The sequence below is a fragment of the Bradyrhizobium sp. CB82 genome, assembly GCF_029714405.1.
Taxonomy (GTDB): Bacteria; Pseudomonadota; Alphaproteobacteria; order Rhizobiales; family Xanthobacteraceae; genus Bradyrhizobium.
The window spans coordinates 8,425,354-8,449,582 of sequence record NZ_CP121650.1 but is presented as its reverse complement, the minus strand read 5'-3'; the positions used below and the strand labels follow the sequence as shown (position 1 = coordinate 8,449,582).

Genomic DNA, 24,229 nt, shown 5'->3' with positions numbered 1-24,229 from the left:
CGGGAAACATGTTGGTGTGCTTTTGGAGTTGGTGAGCGTCATTTCGAACGAGGAAGAGTTGTTTGCGACAAGTTTATCTCGTCCTCCGTTAAGAGTCAGGAACAGCGGTGGTCGCGCAGATAAGCAAGAGCCGTTCGAGGAAAAAGTCTGAGGCTCTTAAAGCAGCGCGTGGAGACCACCATTTGGCCACCGCCGGGCCGAACTTGTAGTTGGACCGTACGGTTACAAGATTCGAAACTTGCGTTCGTTTGATGAAAAGACAGGCGTTGCCGATGGCTTCTCGACGAAGCGCGCTCTCGCATATCTCGGCAAGATCGCGCGGCTCGGAGGATACTAGGTCAGAGCCAACTATCCGGCTCCAGGAAATACCGCGATCTGGCGCAGACTGTCGCGGCTGACCGACATCGAACTTGAGCTGGGGTTTATACGTCGGCCAGTCTCTGCGATAAGGCGTCGAGTAACCGAAGGCGACAACCTTCGCGTGGTTTGCAGGACGAAATAGGAGACATTGGGTTGCGAACAGATTTTTCGCGCATCAATCAATTTAAAGCTGTCTTCGATGACATCTATGCTTTGGATGATCCGAGGGCATACTTCTCTGTCCTGGGAGACTTGGACTATATGATCCCGGACGTGGCGGAGCCAGTTGTGCGCCAAATTCTGGCCGCGAAAGCTTCGGCAACTGGAATTAAGCCGGTCGTGCTTGACGTCGGCTGTTCATACGGCATCAACGCAGCGGTGCATCGGTTTCCGCTGACCTTCGGGGGCTTGCGTCATCGCTACGCCCGGCGCGAGATGAGGGCGATTAGTTCTGAGACACTAATGCGTCTCGATCGCAATTTTTATGCAGCCTGGCCTGATGTCGGTTTGGCGCGATTTATCGGCCTTGATGTATCGGCGCCGGCGATCAGCTATGCAACAAGAGTTGGCCTCCTTGAGCAGGGCATTGTCGCTGATCTTGAAACGGAGGCGCTATCGACGGACAGCGCGCGTACTATTCGCTCCGCTGATGTTATCATGTCGACGGGGTGCATCGGCTATGTGACCGAGAAGACGTTCACCAAAATTCTCGATGCGACAGAGACGCGTCCTTGGATCATCTCCTTCGTGTTACGAATGTTCCCATTTGATTCTTTGGCCGCGAGATTTGCGGAAAAAGGGCTTGTGACAGAACGTCTTACCGGCGCGACGTTTATCCAGCGTCGCTTTCGCGATGCTGACGAGTTCGAAAGTTGTTTGGCCAGGCTTGGCAGCTCTTCGCGTCGATCCTACCGGTCTTGAAACCGAAGGACTGTTTCACGCCGATCTGATCTTGTCCCGCCCTGAGGCGGATGCGCGCGCCGCGCCTCTGGAAGACATTGTCACCGTAGCTAGCGGCAGAGGGCGGCCGATCGGGCCGCGTTATGTTCATATTGACGCCAACGAAGGTTTGCAGATCGCGCTGGAGCCTTGATAGGTTCTTTTTACCGATCCTTCAATGTTCTCAAGGGCCGTTCGGACAAATTGCTTGCAATCGCCGCACTGAACACAAACGGCTATTCGGGCCTGTCCGAGCGGCAGAAGGTGCATTGCTACGAGTGCCGAAGGGGACTTCGATAATCTGGCGACGGGCCGGTGGAGCGGCTCCGGCTAAGACGGCCTTACAAGAGGTTGGGGCGCGAGAACTTGATCCAAAATCTTTTTCATCCCGGGCGGCTGGTACCCCTTATCCCTCATGCGAGCGATGATCACGTTCCGAAACGCCTCGTATTTTACGCCTCCACCGTGGCGTCCAACGAAGAGTTTTAGGATGTCACGCCCCCTGAAGGATTTCCTCCACTCCCCATTTTGCAGATCGGCTTGGAAACGCTGCTGATGGGTCTGCGTCATTCGTTCGAGAGCAACAGGCGAGAGACTGTTTTGGATCAACTCGTCGATCCTACTTCTTGAGCCCTGAACTGCGTTTGACAGAGCTTGCCCAGGATTTGCTGATCTAGGATCAATCCTAGTGCTTATCGCCGCGATGATCTCACGGTTAGCGGCATCGCAAGCGTCATGCACCACCAAGGACACCAGTGTTTCCCGTGCGCAGTTGACGAGTTCGTCCTCGATTGCCTTCTCGGAGGGGATGTCCTTTCCACCTAAAATATCATTCAGAGCACTCTTGATGAATTCTGGAACGAGCAAATAATTTTCAATGTGATACACGTCCCAAGCGAACCGGGTGGTACCAGCAACATTTCCCTTTTCGGAGTCCTTATCTGTAATTGAATAGACACGCATAGGCGGAAGTCGATCCGCTTGCACCAGCGTTTCTAATAGGGAGTGAAGTCCTCTCACTCGTGTTTTGTTGGTTCCCGAAACAGCATTCACTTTCGCAAGCAAGTCAGGGAACAACTCTGAAGTCATCCTCACATCAAAATCCGAGTCCTCGCCTTCGAATATCATTACCTTCGCCCCCGGATTATAGGCAGCCAAATCTCCCACCATGTCGATGACCGCGCGCTCAAGATCCTGATCGGCTTCGATGCGATGTGCCTGATCTTGTCCAACCGGTGTATGAGCACTGAGGGTCATGTGAAATACGGACACGCCCAGCCGCCCAACACTTTCCCTTAAAATCGCATCCGAATGCGTGATCAGCCAAACCTGATTTCCCAACTCCTTAGCCAAGTGCCTATGATAAAAGTCCGGAAGATTTCGTGTCAGCCTCGGATTCAGATGCAGTTCAGGCTCATCGAGCAGGACCACCGAACGTTTAGGCGCGGAACTCCGCAGGCGCAGATAGCCGTACAAGATTTCTTTTTCGCCAGAACTTAATTCATCGAGATCATGTGTCTCTCGGCCGCCAACTTTAACAGGGAAATATAAGCTACCGTCCGGACGTGGTTGCGGCCCAAGAAATTCCTTTTCAGGAAAGAACGTTGCAAAAAGCTCTTTGAGAGTATCAGTGAGCGAACTTTGTCCATCCAGTTTAGTTCCAGCCTTTTCAGCCAAAGCCTCACGCACGTAAAGGGCGGCCATCTCACTTTTTACGTTGGAGTACTTTGCGTTATAATTATAGAGGACACTTTGCTTTCTCTGCTCCTCCACGGCGTTTAGGTTGACATTGATCTGGTTGATTTGCTCCCGATTGAACATGCGGTGAGCGCCATGATAATCAATCACGCCAACGTGTTCCGGATCGAAGTTGGTGAACATCAGTTCCAGGGTTTTCGATGGAGCAAATTCGGGAGGCTGCCCGGGCTCAATGGTGAGAAGTGCTGATATGGTCGGCTGATCGATTTCAGCATTGAACAGATCCTGATCGCGCTTGGCCGCTTCTTCCACCTCCGAATGGCGGCTCCTGAACTGGGCTGTAAACGGCGCTGCGTCCAGACTGCGCCAACCCTGAAGCTCTGGCATAAGCGTTTTCCAGACCTGCATCGTGATCAGGTCTTTCGCTTGTTCCTTCAGATGACGGCGTTCCTCTTCGTGAAGCTCTACTTCGATCTGTAGAAATAGGCGCTTTGTGGAGTCATTGAAGATTGAGGCAAACGCTCGTGGGTCGTTAAAATTGATCTGGAACTCGCCGAACCATTGGTGAAATTCATTCGGCTGGTAACCGCCATAAACAGACTTGAGGAGACGAATCGCATCCAATATGCACGATTTGCCCGACCCATTCTGCCCGGCTAATACAACCATCTCTCCCAGATCGCTCATAACAGCCGAGCGCACACCACGAAAGTTTTCGACCCGAACGCTTTTGAGCTTCACCTCGATCTTCCCCCGCTTGAAGTGAGAGCGCACGGCCCCACCGATGGGGACCCTGCATACATCCGTTCGAATATTCAAAGAAGCCGCTGATCTCCCTCTAAGGCTGTAAGAATACTCGTTGTCCACCAGAAACATACTTGCATCGGTCTGCGCCGGGTGACAGCAGCAAGCGCTCGGCCACGCCCGCCCCTTCGTCTTTCTACCGGCCCGAGGGCGTCGCAATGGCCTCCACAGGTAGATCAGCGGAAGGCCGCCATGCATTCGGAATTTTAACCAACCCCCCTCGAAAATTTCTGAGCCTAGTCCACCCAGGGCACTCGGGGGCAACCGCATTGTCTCCTAGGCGCGGGACCCGCCGCCCAAATGACGGTGTTATTGTAGCCCCTTGCCGACAGGCATTCAGCGCGCCTATTGCGTCGGAAGGAAGAACTCAAATTGATCATCAAAAATGCGCGCTCGTCACGGTTCGCTCATGGCTTCTAGCCCCGGCTTCGCAAGCGGCTACGCCTGGTCTTCGCCCTTCGGGCAACGATCCCCTACTAAGCCGTGCTGTTGCTGACATGAGGGAATCCTTCAAAAAAAATGCTCAGACGCGCTTTTGGAGCGCCGCGAGCGAAGCCATCGCAGTAATCGATACCAGATATAGCCTATGTATGGACCAAGGCGCGCGAACGGGATCAGGTACGCCGTTCTCTTGACGAAAAGCGACTTGGACTAAGAAGGTCAATTCAAAAGCTGGGCGAACTCTATTCGGTTTTTGGCGGCAAACTCCACCACAACAATCAGCTAATGCGGTGTGCACTCTAACGGCGCCAGAGTAATGCGCTGCGAAATCTCTGCTGCTGCTCGAAATGAAGAGGACATGGCTCTTCAGGAGTTACGACGATGCTCGATGAAGACTTGGCTCAAATTCGCGCTCACCGCAACAACATGCATCGGTGTCGACGGCTGCTAGGGACAAGATTGTCCGACGCAGAACGCCAGCTCATCGAAAGACGCCTTGCAGAGGAGCGGGCCGCGCTCAACACTCTTTTTGCCAAGACCTTCCCGCTCACATTTACACTTCCGAAAGAGCCGGCCGACTGCCGCAAAGCATAAGATGGCCAAGGTTGGTATCGCGCGCAGATTCTGAACAAACTTTGGAACGGGCTTTCGAGCAAAGTCAGACCGATTTGGTCAATCGCAATTGGTCAAGAAGACAGAGCGGGTCGGTAGGCATTTGGAGCGGCCGGACCCGTTCGCCCCATGCTGCTTGCTTCCAATCCACCGTGAAATTGGTGATAAGCGACGGAGCGATATTGCCTTGAATGGCGTCGGACTCACGCCGCTAAATGCTTGCCGCATCAGTAGTCCGGTACTTAAAAGGGATGAAGCGTCACCCAACGGCGTTCCTCGCGATAAGCATTCGTTCGAGTCATGAAATCGCGAATTGCAGGATATCTGGCTGTCAGCTGACTTGGCGAGGGTACGAGAGTCTCGGTCCCGTAATCAAGTTGCATTAGTTCGAGATAAAGCTGCCGATAGCGCTCAATCGTTATTGCCGTGCGGTTGGGATTGAAGAAGCTTGCCGGCTCTGGTCCGATGGGCACAAAACCCAAGAGAAGGGATGTTCTCACCTTCTGCGCGTCGTCTGAAGCAGGCCTCGTATATGCGGCGGCCGGGTCCGGATCACAGACAAAACTTGTGCCTAAGACGCGTTGGAGTAGAGATATTCTCATTGCTGAACGTTGCATGCGCTCTTTTCGAAAAGAACCATCAACTAGCATACAACGCGGATTTTCTGCCTCGCTCAGAATTCTGCGGGCGCCCATCTTCCGCGTGAATTCGGCGAATAGTTGCTTCATCCTCCGGATAGACAATCTTCCTCGGTCGGTTGCGCGGATAGCAATGTATGGAACGTATATCGATTGTGGCATCATCGGGTTTAGTCGAATCAGACCAGCCCCCATTGGACGTTGCCCGCGAAGGAGCAGGAAATACCGCGCTATTCGAGGTCTATGAAACAGCTCGTCCAGTTTGTCGTCATCCTCTAAGTCCGCCCGGTCAGTGAATGCCTCTTTGAGAATCGATCTTGCACAGCGATACTGAGCTGCTGCCTCGACTACCATTAGGATGTCAGATCCTCCGCCGTAGCCGTCGGCTGACGTATTTCGTCTGTCGCACGTGTGATTTGTAGATCCTGCTCGGGCTTCTTCAGTACACATGGTAGTCCCACTGAAAATCAAAATCGCGCAAGAATGCGCTCCTCGGTCGTCCTCCTCTCGCGCATTGAAACACTTGCTCCGTTGTAGCCCCTTCCGTTGTCTCCACGAGACTCGAGGTTTGCTTGGGACTTCACGGCGGCAACCATGAACATGACATTGGAGGCGCGACCTATTGCTCATGATTGAGCGCGCAACCCCTCCGCGATGAACCCAAAAGCCTGGATCCGCCCTACATCACCGGGGGTAGGAAGGGGGCGGTGATGCTGTCTATGACAAAGCAAGCATTGTGCCGAACCGAGATCGCCACGACTATATGCGACGGCTAGATATATGTTCGAGACGCCGGACCTTGCGTTGTGCCAGTTTGCCCCGACTTGTCTTCAAAATGACATACGAGGTGAACCAATGTGGGCTTCAGCCAAATAATTGGATGAGCTGGCCGCGCTTGGCGTGTGTTGCCATAGCGCCTCGGAAGTTCGCGAGAGACGTTTATCATTGATGCAAGATTAACGAGGATGTTCAGCAAGTTTGTGGTCGTAATAGTCGAACCGATGCAGCTGTTTGCCGCCCGTGCGTCAAAAGCCGGAATACAGCGCAACTGAGTTTTGTAGCGCCTGCTCTGGGCGAAATCCAAATCTTCCGGACCTCCATCTGCACATTCTCGTGAGCTTTGCTGGTCGTGAACGACACATATCAAACGGCGGTGCCGACGTAGAATATTTCTAATCCAATGAGCGTAGTGGCGTGGACACATTGATCGCTTCTGCCCTCGCCGTACCGCAACAAGCCATTATTCCACTAGCGCGCTCAGCTCGTCTTGTTTGTTCTGCGGTATTACGCCTAGCTGGTCTGCGTAAAGCGCGTGCCCTCACGGATCGTCGAACAGGTGGGTAAGATCGCAGGTAATCTTTCACCAGGAAGTGGGCTGTGGCGTCGTGGAGTATGCCCCAGCGTGGTTCGGTGTTAGCTGAAAGCGGGGTCCATCGATGCAAATGCTCGGCAGCAAACCGCTAAACTACAAGTGCCGTAATCGTATCCATTCGCGCTGTTTCCGCGCACCTAAACACTTGCTTTCCTGCAACGGAGGTTTCATGCGTTGTAGACGCTCAGCACGTCATGGCGGAAGCCATGCGCAAATGCGACGGCGACCGCATAAGCCCGCGCATGGAGTTTCATTGTGTGACACACCAGCATAGATCGTGAGCGGGCGGACCCGGCGCGATTAGCGCCATTGCCACCTCGGGTCCGCCCGACATCACCGCGAGAGGAGCGGTGATGTGGCCAGCACCAAGCAAGCAGCGTGCCGATGGAAATACGCGCTTCCTAGATGCCACGGTCATCGATGTGTCAGAAGCCGAACTTAGTATCGGTGCCCGTTTGTCGCATTGTGTTAAAGCAAACAAACAAAGCGGCGCGGCGATTGTGACCGCTCCGAGCGCTCTCCAGTGTTAAGAGGAAGACAAATCACACGGTAGAACGGTCAGGCGGGCAGCTTGGGCCTCTACGCTGTCTCAACGAGATCGCTTCCGATCCTCATAGGTTTAGATCATCGACGCTCTTGCGCAGGCAATTCGCGCTTCCTTGCCTTGCAACAAGTTTTAGTGACTTCACGATGTGTCAGATAGCGTTGTGATCAACAGCCGGCCCTGAGCGAACAGCGCCAAAACCTGTCCGTCGTTCCAAGCAAATAAGTGAAACTTGATATCACCGACAATCTCACGTGACGCGAGAGTGCCAGCGCAGCCGAATATCGAAACAACATCTGCGTAGCGTGAGCCAAACCGTACGGCGCCGAGCTCAAGGTCCGTCACGTGACAATGTCCGGCCGGGAATGACCGAGCGTTAACTGACTTGTAATTCCTATCCAGATCGTCAGGCGCGGCCGGATCGGCGAGAATCCCACTGGACGGAGCGCTGGCATGTGCTGGTCGCGGCTCCATCGAGATTGGACTCGCCTGCATGCACAGCCATCCCCATGCCATCATCGTTGTGATCCGCAGGATCATCTGCCGGTTGATGGAACAGCCGCTCATTGCAGACGCTTGAGATAGCTTCATCGAATACTACTTAGTTGTAGGCCGCGTCAGAGGCGCCAGCCATTCCTGACGAACCAAGTGATAACAACGTACTTTCATCTTGCGTCATTTTGACCAAGACGCAGAACGTGCGATCCTAGCGCGGCTGCGGCCCGCCAGGCGTCGGTTCAATCAGGCCAGTCCGGCCGACTGAAAAAATGGGGCGGACTCCATGCCGCTTAAACGGACGCTGGGCCCGCCGCTACATCACGGCGACGGCTTCGTGATGGTATTCTGTTGAAGCAAGCGTTATGCCAAACGAAAAAATGGACGGCCTTACATGATGCCGCAAGGCTTCGTCAAAGCTGTCCGTATCGAGCCGGCGAAATTGTAATCTACACCGCAGAAGCAGCTGTCACGCGAGCTGCGCACTCCGTCAAACCAAAAAAGGCCTTCGCGCGCGGAACCTAAAGCACGGAGCTGTTTATTCGTGGCTGCCGATCGAGTGATCTCTGTCATCATCATGTAATGCACTTATTCGAAAGAGGTTGAATCGATCGTGGCGTCAGGTTGTAAGCAACATGCGAGAACGCTGGCCATGAGACCTCTGAATGACAAATCCGTTTCTTGCGCCTGCGGAATCCATTGCAGGCAACATTGTAGAATTCGCGTTAGGAGTTGACGGAGCCAAGTCGGCGCTCTGGGCTGCCGCGTTCGTTTTTGCGTCTATATTGGCCGCGATGCCGTCCGCCGCGCAAGCTGGGTCCGCTGACAACAGTCTGAATTGGTCGTCCAGCACGAAATCAAACGGCGCCTCCGAAGTCGCCGTCAAAAAGTCGATCTCTCCGTTCTGGGACACTCGGATCGGAGCCGACATGACTGTTGCGCGGGAGCCCACCACAACATGGGATTTGCTGGCTGAGAAGGCTGCTAATGGCGGCAACGCGCCGCAATCCTCCGGCATCGCCTGGGCTGCAGCCACTGCTCCCGGCGCAGGCTCCGTCTGGGATAAAACCGTAGTGAACGCGCGCTTTGATACTGGGGAGCAAAGTAGCAAGATCGGTACCTCACTCATCAAGTCGGTGCCCCTGCGGAGCCAAGATTCGCTGGCATTGCAGATCGATTGCGATGTGGTTCAGAAGGGGCAGGTGCCGCTCGTAGGGCTGTTCGGGCAGGTGACGCGCAACTACGAGACCCATAACTCGGCCAAAGTCACAATCACCGGGATCGGCACGAGCTTTGTCGTTAGCCAGACTATGTCGACTACCGACGACAAATGGCTGCGAAGCTTTGGCGCCGAGCAAACGCTGTCCAACGGTATCACCCTCTCCAGCGCCGTCGGGGAGACCGCACAAGGCAGCACCAACTTGAGCGTGACAGCCGGATTTAAGAAAAGCTGGTGAATGCCGATCAGCAGCCGCTCAGAAAGCGCGACATCTTCATGTTGATACGTTGATACCCTCGAGAAGGACGCTTTCTTCAGATCGTACGCAGAACGTTCAGCAGGAGACGGACGCCTCCGCAGCATTTGCCGGTTAGTTGGCCAAGCCAAGGCATCAGGGGTTGTGTCGAGAACCGAAGCGAGATTGCGGGTTTGGCCACAACCATGCTGTTCCAATTCGGACGAAGCGCCCTAAAACAGAGGGGCACTTGTCCGGCTCGAGCCTTTCTAAACGAAGGGACGATCAAATGGATCGCGAGCAAGTCCTGTTCATCGGAATGGCTATTATGGTCGGCTCATCCATGTGCGCAGCGCTCGCGCTGTGGCTTCTCGGCTGGTGAAACAGCAACGCCGCCCGCTTGAGGTTCGCTGTCGCTGGTGGCCTTGCCCCGGATTCGGAAGGAGTGCAAGATCACGATAATGAGCGGGTCAGCGCGTCCCGTGCCACGGTAGGCCTCGGAGCAGAGACACCCGCGCGGCGAATTGACGCAAAACAAAGCCAGTACATAGTGCACAACTCGACGGCGCTTTCATCCCCTTTCTTTCCCGGAGATGCTGACCATCATATACGCATAAGCTTCGCGTCGTGCGCTACCAACCGGATCCGCCTCCGGGACGCAGCCCCAGTTTCACGCCACTCCTGACGACAGGTCGCGAAGAGTAGAGTGGGGCGGCACCGACGACAGGATCGGAGAAAACGCCGATTCCGCCCCCCACATCACCTGGGAGCATTGGTGATGCGACTTTGAAGGTAGCAAATAATCCGACGCTGCATCTACTGCAACTATCTCAGACCAGGATGCTCGCGAATGTGGGTTGAACCTCACGCAGCGTCAGATTGTACGCTGTGAGCCCTTGTGTTCTGCTCGGTGTAAAGAGAAAGAAAGGGCCGCGGCAGCGTCATGGTAACGAGCGTAAGTGACGGAGAACGTGATGGCAGACCAGGCGAAGGATGCGGTCCGGAGCTTAACATCGATGAGCGTCAATCTGAGTTCGATTGCTGACCTGGTCAACTTGATCAACTCATGGTTCTCACAAATTCGGTGGTGTGTCAGCTGCTGACCTCCTTCTGCGCTCCTGGCGTTCTCTTTAGATAGAATTTGTCCAGTTGGTCGATCAAAACGACTGCGCCGGATCGGTCCGTCGATCGGAAGACCGTCTCTTGCAAAAGGCGGTTGCGTTTCATACCAGCATCCTCGTTTTCAGCCAGAGTTCTTGAACCCGTACTCTTGGACCCCTGCTCTTGGGTCGGGGCAAATTTCACGCCGAAGGGAATTCGGTATTGATCTTTGTCTGTAGGGAAGGGGCCCGGCTGCGTCAGTCCCTCGATCTTTATTCGAGCTGAGAGCGGCGCACGGTATGAGAGTCAAAGCACGCCTGCCATTGCACCTTCCCGAACTCTTGCGAAGCGCGATCAGTGCTTAGAGCTCGCGATTGGCGCTGGCATAGCCCTTGCCCCGTCTCACAGTAGGCCAATCGAGCCAGGTTGAAGGAGCTAACATGAGCAGCACGACGAGATCTCGGGCCGACGGAGAGAATGCGCCGATGCCAAGCCAAATTCGTGACTCTTCGAAGCGCGGCGGTTCTGGGTCCATGCCGCAAGACACGAAAGCGGTGGCCGAAACAGCGAAGGTCTCTGGCAAATCGGGCGCACTACTGCCGGCAAGCAGGGCGGAAAGCTCAGTACCGCTGACCTCGCCTAGCCCCCTGACGGCAGGGCGAGGAAGGCGCCTCTGCGCTGGATGTATGGTTTGAGTGGGAATTGACCGTCTTTGCGCGGAGCAGGAGCAATGAGCGAGGCCGATCAGATGTTGGACAGATCGTTTTCTTGGCTTGCGTTCAAAGGATTGGCGGGAAACTCGCAACATCCCTTGTTTGGGAAGGAACGCCTAAGATCTTCACGCGCTAGTTCCACCTGACCCAGATAGCGCAATCGTCAAACACTTGATCAACGCGGCCGTGGCAAAAGGTTTGGCAAGAAAGCAAATTCCTCCAGCCTTGATCGCTCGCGAGCGCACGGCATCATCTGGAAAGGCCGTGATGAAGATGAAAGGCATACGATGACCGAGGCTGCGCATATGCGTGAGCAGGTCAATTCCGCTCATGGCCGACATTTGGACGTCAGTAATCACGCAGGATGTTTCACCCAATTGGGGCGCGCGGAGGAACTCCTCGGCGGAGGCAAAAGTATGGACCAAGTATCCATACGCTGCCAGAAGGTTGTTCGTTGCGGTACGAACGGATGGATCATCGTCGATGAGGGAAATGACAGAGGGCATTGACAAACTGCTCGCCGCGGTTGCGGCCGTACGTTGGAAAGTGGAGGCGGGATGCAGGATTGGAAAGTATACTTAGGTTTGTAAGTTCCCTTTTGGGCGGGAAATTCCGAGAGCTTCACTCATTCTAATGAGATCGGCCAGCGACTTCGCGCCCATTTTGCGCATGACCTGCCCGCGGTAGATTTTGACGGTAATTTCTGCCAGTCCAAGCTCGCCCGCCACCTGCTTGTTCAGCAGCCCGGAAGTGACCAGGGCGAGAACATCGCGCTCGCGTGGGGTCAGATTTTCGAACCGGGATCGCAGGTCAACGACTGTTTTGTCGAGGTCGCGCCGCTTGCGGTCTCGTTCGATCGCGGCCCGGACCGCGTCGAGGAGGTCCTGCTCGCGTACCGGCTTGGTCAGGAAGTCGACCGCACCGCTCTTCATGGCCTGGACGGTCATGGGAATATCGCCATGACCTGTGATAAAGATAATAGGCGTGTCGATCTTGGCCTCGGCGAGATCGGACTGCAGATCGAGGCCGCTCGATCCTGGTAGGCGGATGTCGAGCACGAGGCAGCTCGGCACCTCGGGCGGCTTCGCCTGCAAAATCTCCGCCGCTGAGCCAAAAGCCTTGACCTTGAGCCCCACCGATTCAAACAGATTTGTGAGAGCCTTGCGCATCGAAGCGTCGTCGTCGACGATCAAGACGATCGGCTCATCGGCATCTGTGCGCGGCTGCGACGCTTGCGACAGCTCGCTCATGATGCATCCTCCTGTTGCACGCGCAGGTTCATGTGAAATGTCACGCCGCATCCCCTTTTAAATGCGAAAACACTGAAAGGCCGCCAAGAGGGCTTGTGCGGCCGAATCCTACAATTTCCCTTATCTGGGTCAGTATTGATCGCAAAACTGCCCATTTTGCGAATATATGGGCGATTCGTTCGCAGCAAAAGGACTAGGGACCCCGGCCCGGGCCCGTATTGTGGGCGATCGAAGGCCTGACTGCCTCTGCCGTAAGCGTGCCGAAGCCCTCGTTGCGTCGGCGGTTTGGAGGGGCGCGCCAATTCCGTTCCCCGGGTGGAACCCTAAGGTTCCCGGTGGCGCCTACACACGGATTTTTGCAGGAAATGCCGGTTGCTGATGCAACTGCTAGCCCGGTCCAAGCGACTCAGGTTAAGCAACCGTCGTCGATGAGACCAACATGCTAAAGGAATGAAATGGTTGCTCCAAAACTTCCCGCTTCCGGTTATGCTCTCGAAGTAGATGGCCGATTCAAAGCCGAATTTGCGACCAAAGACGGGGCTTTGGCAGGAGCGCGGGAGCTGAAGCAGCGTTTTCCAATGCTTCAGGTCAGAATTTATGATGCTCGGACAATGGCCAGAGAGGAAGTCCACCTTTCGGGCGCTTAACGTCTTCGCGTTTTCCTGCGCGCGCGACTCGCGCCGCACCGCCCTCGAACCGAGCCGCGTTAGCGCCTCTGCCATCCGGCTTCAACAACCCACGCGCCAAGATGTGCTCCTCGCCGAAGGGGTTCTGATCCAGAGCCCCATTGCGTTCCGCGAACCGGGTTCGGACATTCCCTTCCAGGGGCATCTTTGCGCTTTAAGGATTGCCGTCGACGCGGGGGCATGCAATGCGGTGCTACTTTGTGAGCTGCCGCGCGTCTTCTCGGGCCGCACTATACATTCTCCCGGCTGCGTGGCAGCGCCACGCGTCAAGCCAGGCCAGTAACGTCGCAGATCAAATTCTCCGCTTTTTGCTGGGTGCCCGCACCGAGCCGCGGAAGGGTATGCACCCGCGATCTTACGTGAAGTCTCCTTCGTGGCTTCAAGAGCACAATGAGACCGGTGGTGGGATTTTCGGCGAAGGGGAGAAAGGTGGGCGTAAGTTAAGGCTCCAGCTGGTCAGCGCCGAGAACCGAACGACATAGTTGTCGATCTCCTATTCTCAGTCGGCGATATTGTCTTGGCAGCGCGCGAAATAGAACATGGACCGGACCATGTGGGGTCGCGTGAGCGCAGGGTGTGATGCGGGTTTCCCTCTGGAAAAACGCGGCGTTTTGCAGCGGAGATCAACTCGAGCATGACTTAAAGGGCGACGATGATCCATCCCAATCTTATCACGCTTGAGTACTGAGCCAGTCCAAGATCCACGCATGAGGACTAACGCATCAACCATCGAGCATCGTGCAGCGCCCTTTGAAGACCTAAGAATCTGAGCGATCGATCCCGAAGGGAAGCAAGCGTTCGCGGTCACGCATGAACGTTTTGCCCCAACCACTTTCGAGATCGAGACAAGCGTCGCTGATGCTGTTGTCAGATTTGCGACCTGCTGTCATGGCCACGACACGACAAATCCGGCAGATCGGCTTCTAATTCAAGGCGCTCGCATTGGCATGAGCTTTGAATAGCTTGACCTATTCAGAACAGCCGCTCGAGGATCACGTTGTGTGATACCAGCTACCAGTATGCGTGGGTCGCAACTTTGGGATCCTCAAGGTCACGCAGCCCGGCTGTGGGTCCGTGTGCGATTTTGACAATGCGATGGAAAACGCCGCAATCCAGTTCGCACCATGCGGCACCAATGATCGGCGATCGCTGCGTAATGACCAGCAACTGCATCTTCTTTCAACAGAGATGGAGCGCTAGTAGAGGTGGCTGAGCTGCTCTCGTCACAGCGAGAGCAGCGGATAGAAACCAAGCTTGCAAATCCATCGCGCTGATGCGGGTCGTCTCGAACTGACCTGAGCAAGATCTGACGTGGCATCGTTTCGCTAGGTCCGAGGCCGAGACAAGCGGATATTCTTCTTCACAAAGCAGCGATGATGGGCCCGAGGAAACAAACCGGACAGCGGTGTCGTATGAACCAACGAGCGGAAAAAATGGTCCTGGCCATCCAGTTCAAACGGACGACACCTAGCGCTTATCTTCAGGTCGCCATCGAGCTTGCCGAACTTGCGAAGCTCGCATGGCCGATGGTGCTGACGCAGCTTGGGCAAGTCGTAATGATGGCCACCGATCTTGCCTTGATCGGGCGCATCGGCCCGGAGGCGCTTGCTGCGGCGGCGTTAGCCATCACGATCTACCTCATAGGGTTCACCCTCGGCATTGGTTTGCTGACCCCGATCGCGCCGCTGGCAGCGCAGGCGCTTGGGGCGAAAAACCGTGCCGCTGTGCGACGTACGCTGCGCATGGGACTCTGGGCGGCATTGCTGCTATCGATCCCCATCATGGCCTTCGGGCTACACGGAGAGCAAATACTGCTTGCTTTGGGCCAAGCGCCCGAGATGGCGCGCCTCGCGCAGCAATACCTGTTCGGACTAGTTTGGGGCGCGGTGCCGGCACTGTGGTTTCACGGTTTTCGCAACTTCATGGCTGCGGTCCACCGGCCGCAGCCAGTCTTGTGGATTGCGATTGGGGCCATCCCTCTCAACGCGCTCGTGGCTTATGTGCTGATCTATGGGAAGCTGGGTCTGCCGTCGCTTGGGCTTTTCGGAGCCGGCCTTGCGAGCAGCTTCGTGAACTTGACGATGTTCTTGGCCGTATTGTGGTTCGCTACAATGCGCCTCCCCTTCCGTGACTATCACGTGCTCGCGCGTCTGTGGCAATTCGATTGGCCGTTCATGCGGCGATTGATTGCGATGGGGATTCCGATCTCACTCATTGTTTTGCTGGAATACGGACTTTTTTCGGCCGCGGGGCTGCTCGCGGGCCTGGTCAGCATCAGAGCGCTTACTGCCCATCAGATCGCCCTTCAGGTCGACTTGGTCCTATTCGTGGTTCCACTAGGCATCAGCACGGCGGCGGCCGTGCGCGTCGGTCACGCCGTCGGTCGCAGCGACGGTCCAGGCGTCAAAAGAGCAGGGCTGATTGCTATACTCCTTGGCACTATCGCTGCTGCGATACTGACTATCGCGGTTGTCGTCGTGCGTTTTGAAATTGCCCGCCTGTTTCTGGACGGGACGACTGATGGTGTCGGCGCGACGACAGATTTGGCCGCAAACCTCCTTTTAATCGGCGCGAGCTTCTTTATCACTGATGCCGCGCAGCACATTGCGGCCGGCGGTTTGCGTGGACTTAAGGACACCCGCGTCCCGCTTCTGTTCGCCTGCATAGCTAATTGGCCGATCGGTTTCACCCTTAGCTACGTGCTTGGCTTGAAGATCGGGCTTGGTGCAATTGGTATCTGGATCGGCTTGTCAATTGGCACGGGCATCTACGCGGGTCTTCTCGTCGTGCGTTTCCTGCTGCTCGCGAGCAAGTTTGCTCCCCAGAGGTGTCCCGCAAGCTCTTAAGTCAAACTTATTGGTCTACCGGAACTCCACCAACCCGTTTTGGCTGATGCCTTTGGGCGAGCCCTCCAGTCAAAAGATGATTTTGCTGTCGGACAATCTTGTCCATTTGGGCTGGCGTCGTTCACACGGAATAGTCGTTATTTGAGCTGAGATCGACATACCGCAGTGGCACATCGAGACACCAAACCCTTCCCTCCGCCGAGATCAGTTTGCGCAGTCGGGCATCAGGTTCTCCAACCGAGAGTTGTCGCCTGGCGGCTCGCGGGGCTTTGATCCCTGGCGATCAATACTTGCCCGAATTGCTTTGTTCCGGATCTAGTCACTCCAGCGGGTGCCCTGTTAGTCCGTTTTGGACCGAAGCAGATCCGGCGTCGCCGAAGGCGAGGCGCTATGTTGACTCCTGCCGCGACCTTCTTTGGTACGCCCGCCGCGAACTCCAGCGCCATCGTTTGCAGGATGCCGAAATTATTCTCGAGCTGGCTTGTCAGCTTCGCTCTGTGGGGCTGCCGTCGCAGCCCGACCATATCTGCGTTTTGCTCGGCAGAGCTTCCTAGAGCGAGAGGGGGGATCCCTTTGCCGTGACGGGTTTATAGCCGCGAGAGAGTCTCGCCGGCGCCCGTTCTCGGAGAGACGCGATGTGTAAACGACATCCTCGCAACGCGCCGGGCCAGAACCGGGCAGGCCTTTATGCCGAAATTACCGATAACATCATTGCCGAGCTCGAAGCCGGCCGTGTGCCATGGGTGCAGCCGTGGGGGACGGCGGCGGCAGAGGCGCCGCTCGCGATGCCAAACAACGCCGCGACCAAACGGCGTTACAGCGGCATCAACATCCTGATACTTTGGGGCGCGGTCATCGAGCGCGGCTTCGCCGGTCAGAGCTGGCTCACCTTCCGCCAGGCGCTATCGCTCGGCGGCCATGTGCGCAAGGGCGAGCGTGGTACGACAGTGGTCTATGCTGACCGCTTCGTGCCAAATGATGAAAAGCAGCGCGCTACAGAGACTGGCGAGGAAGCACTGGCGATTCCGTTCCTGAAGCGCTTTACAGTGTTCAATGCCGATCAGTGCGATGGCTTGCCTGCGGAAATCGCGACCACTGCGCCTCCTCCGCCGCAAGGACTGATCGAGCCAGCTGTCGAAGCCTTGATCAAGGCGACCGGCATTGACTTCCGCATTAGCGGTGATCGCGCTTTCTATGCACCGGCAGAAGACTATGTGCAGGTACCGCCGCCGCAAGCCTACTTCGAGCCGATCAATTGGCATCGCACCGCCCTCCACGAGCTTGGCCACGCAAGCGGTCATTCTTCACGGCTCAACCGCGATCTTAGCGGCTCTTTTGGCACCAAGAAGTACGCCTTTGAGGAATTGATAGCGGAGCTGTCAGCCGCATTCTCCTGTGCCTCGCTTGGCATCGTTCCGACAGTGCGGCACGCCGATTACATTGCCTCGTGGTTAGAGGTTCTGCGAGAGGACAATCGGGCGATTGTCCGCGCTGCAAGCCAGGCCAGTAAGGCAGCGGACTACATCCTGGGCTTTTTGCCTGGTGCGGTTGTCGGCGCGACAGCGGAGAACGTGGAAAGTGAGGCCGCGTGAATAATCGTTTCAGGCTTCTCAAGGAGTTTAAGAAGAGCTGGGCGGATTATCTGCGACGGCTGGCAGCCGAGAAAGAGGTTCTCGGCCGGCAGTTGTGAAATCAAATATTTGCAATATGACCCTGTCACCCTCGTGTGAAAGGCCCTTCAGGCTGGTGTGTTGAGCCGGCCAAAGGCCGCCTGCCAAGGCGGCTGCGTTCGAGCAACTCGAAGAGGGCATTGCCCAACGTGCCCTGCTTCGTTGCCGTTTGAGCCGCTTCTGGCCAAGGAAGCTCGCTTCTATGGCGATCAATCAGGATGAGAGCGGCGCGTCAATCAAGCAAGATGAGACGAGGCGGTCTCGCGGGCGCCGGCATCACCGCGTCGATGAGCCGCAAGGCCGTTTGCTACGACAAGGCCTCGATGGAGAGCCTCTTCCGTACACTGACCGAGCTCGTTCGTCGTCGCAACCATAAGACCCGCGCCGATGCCCAGCGCATTAACTTTCATCGAGGGCTTCTACAACCCGAACCCGGCTCCATTGCGCAAGCGATATATCGCCCGATCGAGATGGAGCTAAAAGCCGCTTAAACCCCTCCACTTTTTCGGGGAAGATCAGACGGCCCTAGATCTAGAGCCGAGTCCCCTGGATCGACGGAGACTGGCGAAGGTATGGATTGATCATCAAGCAATCGCCAAAGCTCCCCTGGAGAAAATTGCTCTAGATCGAAATTAAACTCGTCTGGATCGGCGGAGAGCGACGGGCCAGGGTGTCCGTGCAGCTCGTCATGCAAGTCCTTTTCCAGTCGCTGAAGCTCCCCTGAGGCGACGGAGACTGGCGACGGTATGGATTGATCATCAAGCAATCGCCGAAGCTCCTCTGGAGAGAATTGCTCTCGATCGAAACTAAACCCTTCTGGACCGGCGGAGAACGACGGGGCAGGGGGTTGGTGCAAATCGTCCTGCAAGTCCTTTTCTAGTCGCTCAAGCTCCTCTGAGGGGACGGAGACTGGCGACGGTATGGATTGATCATCAAGCAATCGCCGGAGCTCCCCTGGAGAGAATTGCTCTAGATCGAAACTAAACTCTTCTGGATCGGCGGAGAACGACAGGGCAGGGTGTCGGTGCAACTCGTCCTGCAAGTCCTTTTCCAGTCGCTGAAGCTCCTCTGAAGGGACGGAGACTGGCGATGGGATGGGTTGATGATCCAGATGATCCAGCACTTCCCGAAGCTCCCACTGATGAAACTGCTCTTGATTGATCGCGACGTGCCCTTGGACGAAAGCCGACGGGGCGGCTTGATCCTCATGCCTGTCCCGAAGCTCCTCTGGCCGGCTGCTAGCTTCGTGCGACGCCCTGTGCTGTGCAGCGGCGTCGCCGATGAGCATCGGTTCCATCACTGCCGCGCTTTCGGGATGGTTGGGAGCCACGTTCGGGGGGCGGACGCGACCGCTCCGTTGGCGTACGATGACTTCGCCCGTCGACCGAAAGGTGCGGAGATGGTCTAATGCTACAAGGAGATTTCGGGAATTCCCCTTTCCGACGAACTCGTATACGTCATCGCTATTGCTCAGCGACTTACTGTCCAGCCGAGCAACAATGCTCGGTCTGCGTTTTGCGAAGAGCCAACGGCTAAAGCTAAGAAGAGCGCCTGCATTTTGCTTCGCCCCACCAGCGACCATACCGCCCTTGATGAGAGCCTCCTCAAGCCTCAAGATTTCGGAAGCATCCTCGGAATAAACCGGCCGCTTGTCCAACTGATGCCCCCGCACCACAATCCCAGCCGGCTGCACCGCGGGGGCTGCTAGCATTGCTCCACCACCACCTGAATTGGCGATCTCGCTCAGCTGCTGCTCAATGGCAACGCCTTGCGGATTGTTTAGGACCCTCGGCCTCTTCGCTGCTCTCAACTCAGCTGTGTTATGCCCATCGTTGATGAGGACCTCGCTTGGCAAGAGGTTGCTCCTGGCAAGTGCACTCATCGGCTCGGCCGTAGACACATTGGTAGAGGGGCTACCGCGTGGCCCACCGTCAGGTATCGCGTTATCGGCTTCGCGCACCTGGTTTAATTGCTGCTCGAAGTGCTCTTGCCCGGACCGGTCGGGTTGATGCTCTTGCGAGACCTGTACCCGGGGCCCAGCAGTTACATTGAATGCGTCAAAATTGTGCGGGTCCACATTAGCCTCAGTCATGAAATCAATTGAACTAGTCCTACTATGAACAATCTTTCGAGAAGCTGACGAGGCCGTCGCCCGCGGCTCTCAATCGTCGCGCGGCTTCTCGTGTTCAGGACCCGTCTTCGGCGCGGCTGCACCACCCGCACCCTGCCGCCAGACGGGTCCGAAAAGCGCGACGCCGATGGGGACGGTCCTCCGGTCGGCCTACGCCATCCCTTCGGTCCGTCCCCATCGGCGCAGTCTCATCCTGATTGTCGGTCTCACTTTGATCGCCGCCGCCCAGCTCGGCGTTGCGGCCGCCGCCTGGCGCCTGCGGCTCGTCAGATCGGCCTTCGGCCTGACGCTCTCTTTGTGGCTGGAGCGCCCGTACCCCAACAGGGTTATGCAGACCCGGCTGTTCGACAATGAACAAGGCTCGTCAGCTTGTCGACAGGTATGCCTTTTAGGAGGAGAACATATCGAACTGAGGTCCGGCTTGGTCGGCTCGGATCAATCAACCCATTCGAAAGCCCGGATTTGTGTGGACCTGCTTGCGTCCTGCTGCAAGTGCTCGGCCGGTGAAGGGGCTTCAAGATTCACCGCTCCGGCGTATTCCCTGATTTAGCTATCGAAGAATGGAATCGATGAATGCAGAGCGGGCCCAGCTTGGCGCTGGCACTTCTTCCGAAACTTCCGATTCTGAAAATTACGAACCAGGGTCCCCGGCTGCGGCGCAGTGGGGTGAAGCCTTGACGGATGCGCGGGCGGGCGCGACGAATCCGGCCTCATCGCAGGATCAGGTCCTGGCGAGCTGGGCTGCCGAAGAGGGGCGGCACGCGGATGAGGATCGGCAACAGGCGGTCAGTCGGACGATGGCTTGGCAGCAGGAAGGTGATCTCAACGAGACGCTGGATCTGTCGTCCCTGTCCCTGACCGCATTGCCCGCTTCCCTGCCGGCCGGGCTGCGTCGCCTGAACGTAGACGATAATCAGCTGACGAGCGTGACCCATAACCTTCCGGCCGGTCTCCAGCGGCTCTACGCTAGCAACAATCGGCTGACCAGTCTGCCCGAGCTTCCAGCCGCGCTACGGCGGCTCTACGCGATCAGCAACGGACTGACCAGCATGCCTGCAAATTTACCACGTGGGCTCCGGCGCTTGAATGTCACCAACAACCAGCTGACGAGTCTGCCAGTCCTTCCGGCAAACCTTCGAGAGCTGGACGCCAGCGGCAATCGGCTAACCAGCCTGCCCGACCTTCCAGCCGAGCTCGAGCGTCTGAACGTCGACTACAATCAACTGGCCAATCTGCCCGAGCTCCCGGCCGGGCTCGAATGGCTCAGTGCCAACAACAACCAGCTGAGCAGTCTGCCCGCGTCGGTGCCGCCAGACCTCCTATGGCTCGGCGCCAGCAATAACCAGATTACCAGCGTGCCCGCGACCTTGATGACTCAGCTAGGCCGCGACTCCAGCGTTGATCTCGAGAATAATCCGCTGCCCGGGGTGGTGCAGACCAACCTGGCGACAGCCATGCATTCGGGGGACTATGCTGGCCCGCAGATCTTTTTCTCGATGGCCGAAGGAGTGCTGGAGGTTGAGCCGCGGCCCCTACATGAGGTCGTCGCGGATTGGCTTGAGGGGCAGCCGGACGCGGTGGTTGCCTGGCAGGGCTTCGCCCAAGAGCCGGGTGCCCAGGATTATGCTCGTTTTCTCGACAGGCTACGGGGCACTGTGAACTCTAGAAACGACGCCTTCCGACAAGCAGTGGTCGACGATCTGCAGCGAGTGGCGGTCAGGCCGCAATTGCGCGAGCAGTTTTTCCAGCTGGCTTTTGCAGCGAGCGAGAGTTGCGAGGACCGCATTACTTTGACCTGGAACGGCATGCGGACTGCGCGCCTGAACGCTGACGTTCAGGACGGCGCCTACGACGGACGCCTTGACGAACTGCTCCAACACGGCCGTGTCATGTTCCGCTTGGAGGCGCTGAACGAGATCGCGCGCGAGACGGTCAATTCGCTCCGCCGCGCCGACCCGGAGGCCGACATCGACGAGATAGAAGTCTATCTTGCATACCAGACCCAGCTGCGAGAGCCGCTGGAACTGCGGCACATCGCTCCGGATATGCGCTTCTTGAACGTCTCCCACGTCACCGAGGACGACGTTGCCAGGGCCGAGATGTCGGTCCGCAGGCAGGAGGCGACGGGCTTCGCGGACTATCTGGCTACGCGCTGGCAACCTTGGGAGAGCGCGGTGAGGCGCATCGCACCCCAAGAGGAAGCAGCGATGCAGGAGCGGCTCGTCGATGCGATGGACGATGAGTTTCGAACTCGCTTGCAGCAACGGCTCGCCGACTATCAGCTGAGCGGCGACAACCCAGCATCCTCATCCACGCCCTGGCTGCACGATGCCGAGCGGCAGCTCGGAGCCGAGATCCGCAATGAGATTGCCCGCGAGATCAAAACCGAGGTAATGCACCGGGTGCTCAGGGATCGCGGCCTTAGTTTATAAAGCCCCGATTGCAAGGTCGCAATTTTTGCCTTTCCCTCAAACTCTCACGATTCGATCCGCCCTTAAACGTGAGATGCGCCTTCTTCGAGAAGATCGAGGAAGTCGCTTTCATTGCGACGATGTGCGAAGGGGCGGAAAAAGCCGCGGCAGAGGCGGGCACCCTTGCCGCCAGCGGCAGCGCCTCGGTATCACTCGGGCGGCGGCCAGACGTACACGCGGCAGCGAAGGTAGAGACCCATCTGACGCCATCACGATCACGAACTTGGTCTTGTGTTGTCAGACGCCGGCGGACAGCCCATCAGCCGTTGTGCGTTGGTGACCCGGTCGGCTTCCCCGCTTACGAATATCGACCTTCGAATACGCACCTGATATCTTTGACGATGAATGGGCTGGAGCATCGGCTTTATCCACTCTCCAAAATTTCGTTAGCCCGTCGCGCTGCGGATGATCTTGTCGGCATTGACAACGAGCGAAATCTTCTCAGCCCATTGCCAATGGACGCCGATTTTCTTCGCCGGCCTGAAAGCTAACCAGATGCGCGCGCCACAACCCTTTTGGATTGCGGCCGATTCGCGGGATCAGAACATTGCCGCCTAACAGCAAACTGCTTTCCGATCGTGGCGGCGTCATGCGTCCCGCCACGGCACTACGCCCGTATTTTGATCAAGAAGTCGTTGACCTGTCCCTCCAACGAACCAAGATTCGTGCTCAGCTCTTGGACGTTATCAACGACCTGGCCCGCCGATGAGCCAGAGGCGCGCGATGCATCATTCAGTCGGTCAATATCTCGGGATGCCTCGCCCATATCCGAACTAATGAGTGTGATGCTCTTCGAGATGTCATTTGTGACAATTGATTGCGCTTCTATCGCAGCCGATATGCTGCTCGATATTTCGCGCATCTTGTCTATGATCCCAGCGATGTCAGCCATCGCCGCAGTCGTCAATCCCGTCCTTTCCCGAATTGCAAGAATCTGAGCATCAACCTCGCTCGTCGCCTTTGCGGCCTGGGCCGCAAGATTCTTTACTTCGCTTGCCACCACTGCAAAACCTCTGCCCGCTTCCCCAGCTCGCGCGGCCTCAATCGTCGCGTTGAGCGCCAGCAAATTGGTCTGTGATGCTATTCCCTCGATGAGTTGGACGACGCTGCTGATCTTCGTAACCGACGCAACGAGCTCGTTGAGTGTTGCTTCAGCGTGCGCCGTCTTATCCCGTGCAGATTGCGAAATGTTCGCCGCTGTCGAGACCTGCCTCCTGATCTCAGAGATTGAAGCGGAGAATTCTTGGGCAGCTGAGGCAACGGCGCTCGAGTTTTCCTCCGTCTTTTTCACGATCCCGGTCATGCCCTCAGTGCGAAGGCAAACATCGTCTGTGGATGACCTAATTGTCAACGAGACTGTTTGCATGTTCCTTATGGAGCTCGCCACAACATCGACAACCCGCGACACATCGTTTTCGAAATTGTTCGCAAGGCACAACCGCTCCTCGCGCATCCGGACCAGATCAGTTATGTCCTGCCAACCACTCACGACTATCGGGCGGCCTTCGAAGTTCGAAACGACAAGACTTGTTCTGACCGGAATGGAAGTCTGATCTTTGCGGCGAAGCCACCACTCGATTGCGACATGGCCTGCTTCCATTACCGCTTTATTGGTCTCTTCGAACATCTGCGCAACGCTCTTGCCGTTCGGCTGCGGATCAAGCGAAAGCGAGGCAAGTGCCAGCCCTCTCATTTCATGTCTGTTAGCAAAGCCAAGTATGTAAGCTGCTGCATCGTTGCTCAGGACGCAGCTGTCGGCGTCGAAAACCACGATACCGTCTTTAAGCGACTCAAACGCATTGACGGCCATCCGGTCGTCCAGAGTTGCTTCTGCAGCCTTCGTTCGCGTCGATGTCGCGAACGAAAGAACCAGCATCAATCCACCAACGAGCAGCCCGCTCCAGAAGTGAATTGACAACACGTCTGTATTGGCAGCCACGGTTGCAGCCGGAACAGACAACACCAGCGCGAGATTAGATATTCGATTGTGCCACATCGGCGCCC

Annotated in this window: 13 protein-coding genes and 1 pseudogene; 8 read left to right on the top strand and 6 right to left on the bottom strand. The window is 56.7% G+C overall.

Features of this window, described 5'->3' with window-relative positions; translation table 11 throughout:
- Positions 1 to 513 precede the first annotated feature (513 nt).
- A pseudogene (locus QA640_RS40090) lies at positions 514 to 1,453 on the top strand (class I SAM-dependent methyltransferase).
- A 176-nt stretch (positions 1,454 to 1,629) separates the two neighbouring features.
- Here QA640_RS40090 and QA640_RS40085 read toward each other — a convergent pair.
- Positions 1,630 to 3,738 (bottom strand): AAA family ATPase, encoded by a 2,109-nt coding sequence (locus QA640_RS40085; RefSeq protein WP_283038122.1) that lies wholly within the window; start codon positions 3,736 to 3,738, stop codon positions 1,630 to 1,632.
- Between the two features lie 885 nt (positions 3,739 to 4,623).
- On the opposite strand from QA640_RS40085, the gene QA640_RS40080 reads away from it, so the two are divergent.
- Positions 4,624 to 4,836, top strand: coding sequence for a hypothetical protein (locus QA640_RS40080; protein ID WP_283038121.1), 213 nt, complete (start codon positions 4,624 to 4,626; stop codon positions 4,834 to 4,836).
- A gap of 2,713 nt (positions 4,837 to 7,549) precedes the next feature.
- Here the strand turns inward: QA640_RS40080 and QA640_RS40075 are convergent.
- Complete coding sequence (locus tag QA640_RS40075) at positions 7,550 to 7,975, bottom strand: hypothetical protein (protein WP_283038120.1); 426 nt, start codon at positions 7,973 to 7,975, stop codon at positions 7,550 to 7,552.
- Positions 7,976 to 8,568: 593 nt separating this feature from the next.
- On the opposite strand from QA640_RS40075, the gene QA640_RS40070 reads away from it, so the two are divergent.
- Positions 8,569 to 9,360 (top strand): hypothetical protein, encoded by a 792-nt coding sequence (locus QA640_RS40070; RefSeq protein ID WP_283038119.1) that lies wholly within the window; start codon positions 8,569 to 8,571, stop codon positions 9,358 to 9,360.
- Between the two features lie 1,936 nt (positions 9,361 to 11,296).
- Here the strand turns inward: QA640_RS40070 and QA640_RS40065 are convergent.
- Positions 11,297 to 11,683, bottom strand: a complete 387-nt coding sequence (locus QA640_RS40065; RefSeq protein WP_283038118.1) for a response regulator — start codon at positions 11,681 to 11,683, stop codon at positions 11,297 to 11,299.
- 66 nt (positions 11,684 to 11,749) lie between these two features.
- Complete coding sequence (locus QA640_RS40060; RefSeq protein ID WP_283038117.1) at positions 11,750 to 12,421, bottom strand: response regulator transcription factor; 672 nt, start codon at positions 12,419 to 12,421, stop codon at positions 11,750 to 11,752.
- A gap of 2,119 nt (positions 12,422 to 14,540) precedes the next feature.
- Between QA640_RS40060 and QA640_RS40055 the strand changes: the two genes are divergently transcribed.
- The 3 genes from QA640_RS40055 to QA640_RS40045 all read left to right on the top strand — a co-directional run bounded on the left by QA640_RS40055 (position 14,541) and on the right by QA640_RS40045 (position 18,114).
- Positions 14,541 to 15,953: an MATE family efflux transporter gene (locus QA640_RS40055; protein WP_283038116.1), complete on the top strand. Its 1,413-nt coding sequence runs from the start codon at positions 14,541 to 14,543 to the stop codon at positions 15,951 to 15,953.
- Positions 15,954 to 16,588: 635 nt separating this feature from the next.
- Positions 16,589 to 17,545, top strand: a complete 957-nt coding sequence (locus QA640_RS40050; protein ID WP_283038115.1) for a zincin-like metallopeptidase domain-containing protein — start codon at positions 16,589 to 16,591, stop codon at positions 17,543 to 17,545.
- A gap of 296 nt (positions 17,546 to 17,841) precedes the next feature.
- Positions 17,842 to 18,114, top strand: a complete 273-nt coding sequence (locus QA640_RS40045) for a hypothetical protein (RefSeq protein ID WP_283038114.1) — start codon at positions 17,842 to 17,844, stop codon at positions 18,112 to 18,114.
- On the opposite strand, the gene QA640_RS40040 is transcribed toward QA640_RS40045, so the two are convergent.
- Positions 18,111 to 19,478, bottom strand: coding sequence for a hypothetical protein (locus tag QA640_RS40040; RefSeq protein ID WP_283038113.1), 1,368 nt, complete (start codon positions 19,476 to 19,478; stop codon positions 18,111 to 18,113). The genes QA640_RS40045 and QA640_RS40040 overlap by 4 nt on opposite strands.
- Before the next feature lie 403 nt (positions 19,479 to 19,881).
- Here QA640_RS40040 and QA640_RS40035 point away from each other — a divergent pair, with 403 nt between their 5' ends.
- Together QA640_RS40035 and QA640_RS40030 are read left to right on the top strand one after the other, a co-directional pair.
- Positions 19,882 to 20,304: a hypothetical protein gene (locus QA640_RS40035; protein ID WP_283038112.1), complete on the top strand. Its 423-nt coding sequence runs from the start codon at positions 19,882 to 19,884 to the stop codon at positions 20,302 to 20,304.
- A 19-nt stretch (positions 20,305 to 20,323) separates the two neighbouring features.
- Positions 20,324 to 22,186, top strand: coding sequence for an NEL-type E3 ubiquitin ligase domain-containing protein (locus QA640_RS40030; protein WP_283038111.1), 1,863 nt, complete (start codon positions 20,324 to 20,326; stop codon positions 22,184 to 22,186).
- A gap of 646 nt (positions 22,187 to 22,832) precedes the next feature.
- On the opposite strand, the gene QA640_RS40025 is transcribed toward QA640_RS40030, so the two are convergent.
- Complete coding sequence (locus QA640_RS40025; RefSeq protein ID WP_283038110.1) at positions 22,833 to 24,221, bottom strand: methyl-accepting chemotaxis protein; 1,389 nt, start codon at positions 24,219 to 24,221, stop codon at positions 22,833 to 22,835.
- Positions 24,222 to 24,229: the final 8 nt, after the last annotated feature.

What these genes read in the sequence shown, in the direction of transcription:
- QA640_RS40050 (WP_283038115.1), top strand. Translation starts at nt 16,589, where the DNA reads ATGTGTAAACGACATCCTCGCAACGCGCCGGGCCAGAACCGGGCAGGC.
- QA640_RS40080 (WP_283038121.1), top strand. Translation starts at nt 4,624, where the DNA reads ATGCTCGATGAAGACTTGGCTCAAATTCGCGCTCACCGCAACAACATG.
- QA640_RS40025 (WP_283038110.1), bottom strand. Translation starts at nt 24,221, where the DNA reads ATGTGGCACAATCGAATATCTAATCTCGCGCTGGTGTTGTCTGTTCCG.
- QA640_RS40030 (WP_283038111.1), top strand. Translation starts at nt 20,324, where the DNA reads ATGAATGCAGAGCGGGCCCAGCTTGGCGCTGGCACTTCTTCCGAAACT.
- QA640_RS40075 (WP_283038120.1), bottom strand. Translation starts at nt 7,975, where the DNA reads ATGAGCGGCTGTTCCATCAACCGGCAGATGATCCTGCGGATCACAACG.
- QA640_RS40035 (WP_283038112.1), top strand. Translation starts at nt 19,882, where the DNA reads ATGGGGACGGTCCTCCGGTCGGCCTACGCCATCCCTTCGGTCCGTCCC.
- QA640_RS40045 (WP_283038114.1), top strand. Translation starts at nt 17,842, where the DNA reads ATGAGAGCGGCGCGTCAATCAAGCAAGATGAGACGAGGCGGTCTCGCG.
- QA640_RS40070 (WP_283038119.1), top strand. Translation starts at nt 8,569, where the DNA reads ATGACAAATCCGTTTCTTGCGCCTGCGGAATCCATTGCAGGCAACATT.
- QA640_RS40060 (WP_283038117.1), bottom strand. Translation starts at nt 12,421, where the DNA reads ATGAGCGAGCTGTCGCAAGCGTCGCAGCCGCGCACAGATGCCGATGAG.
- QA640_RS40055 (WP_283038116.1), top strand. Translation starts at nt 14,541, where the DNA reads ATGGTCCTGGCCATCCAGTTCAAACGGACGACACCTAGCGCTTATCTT.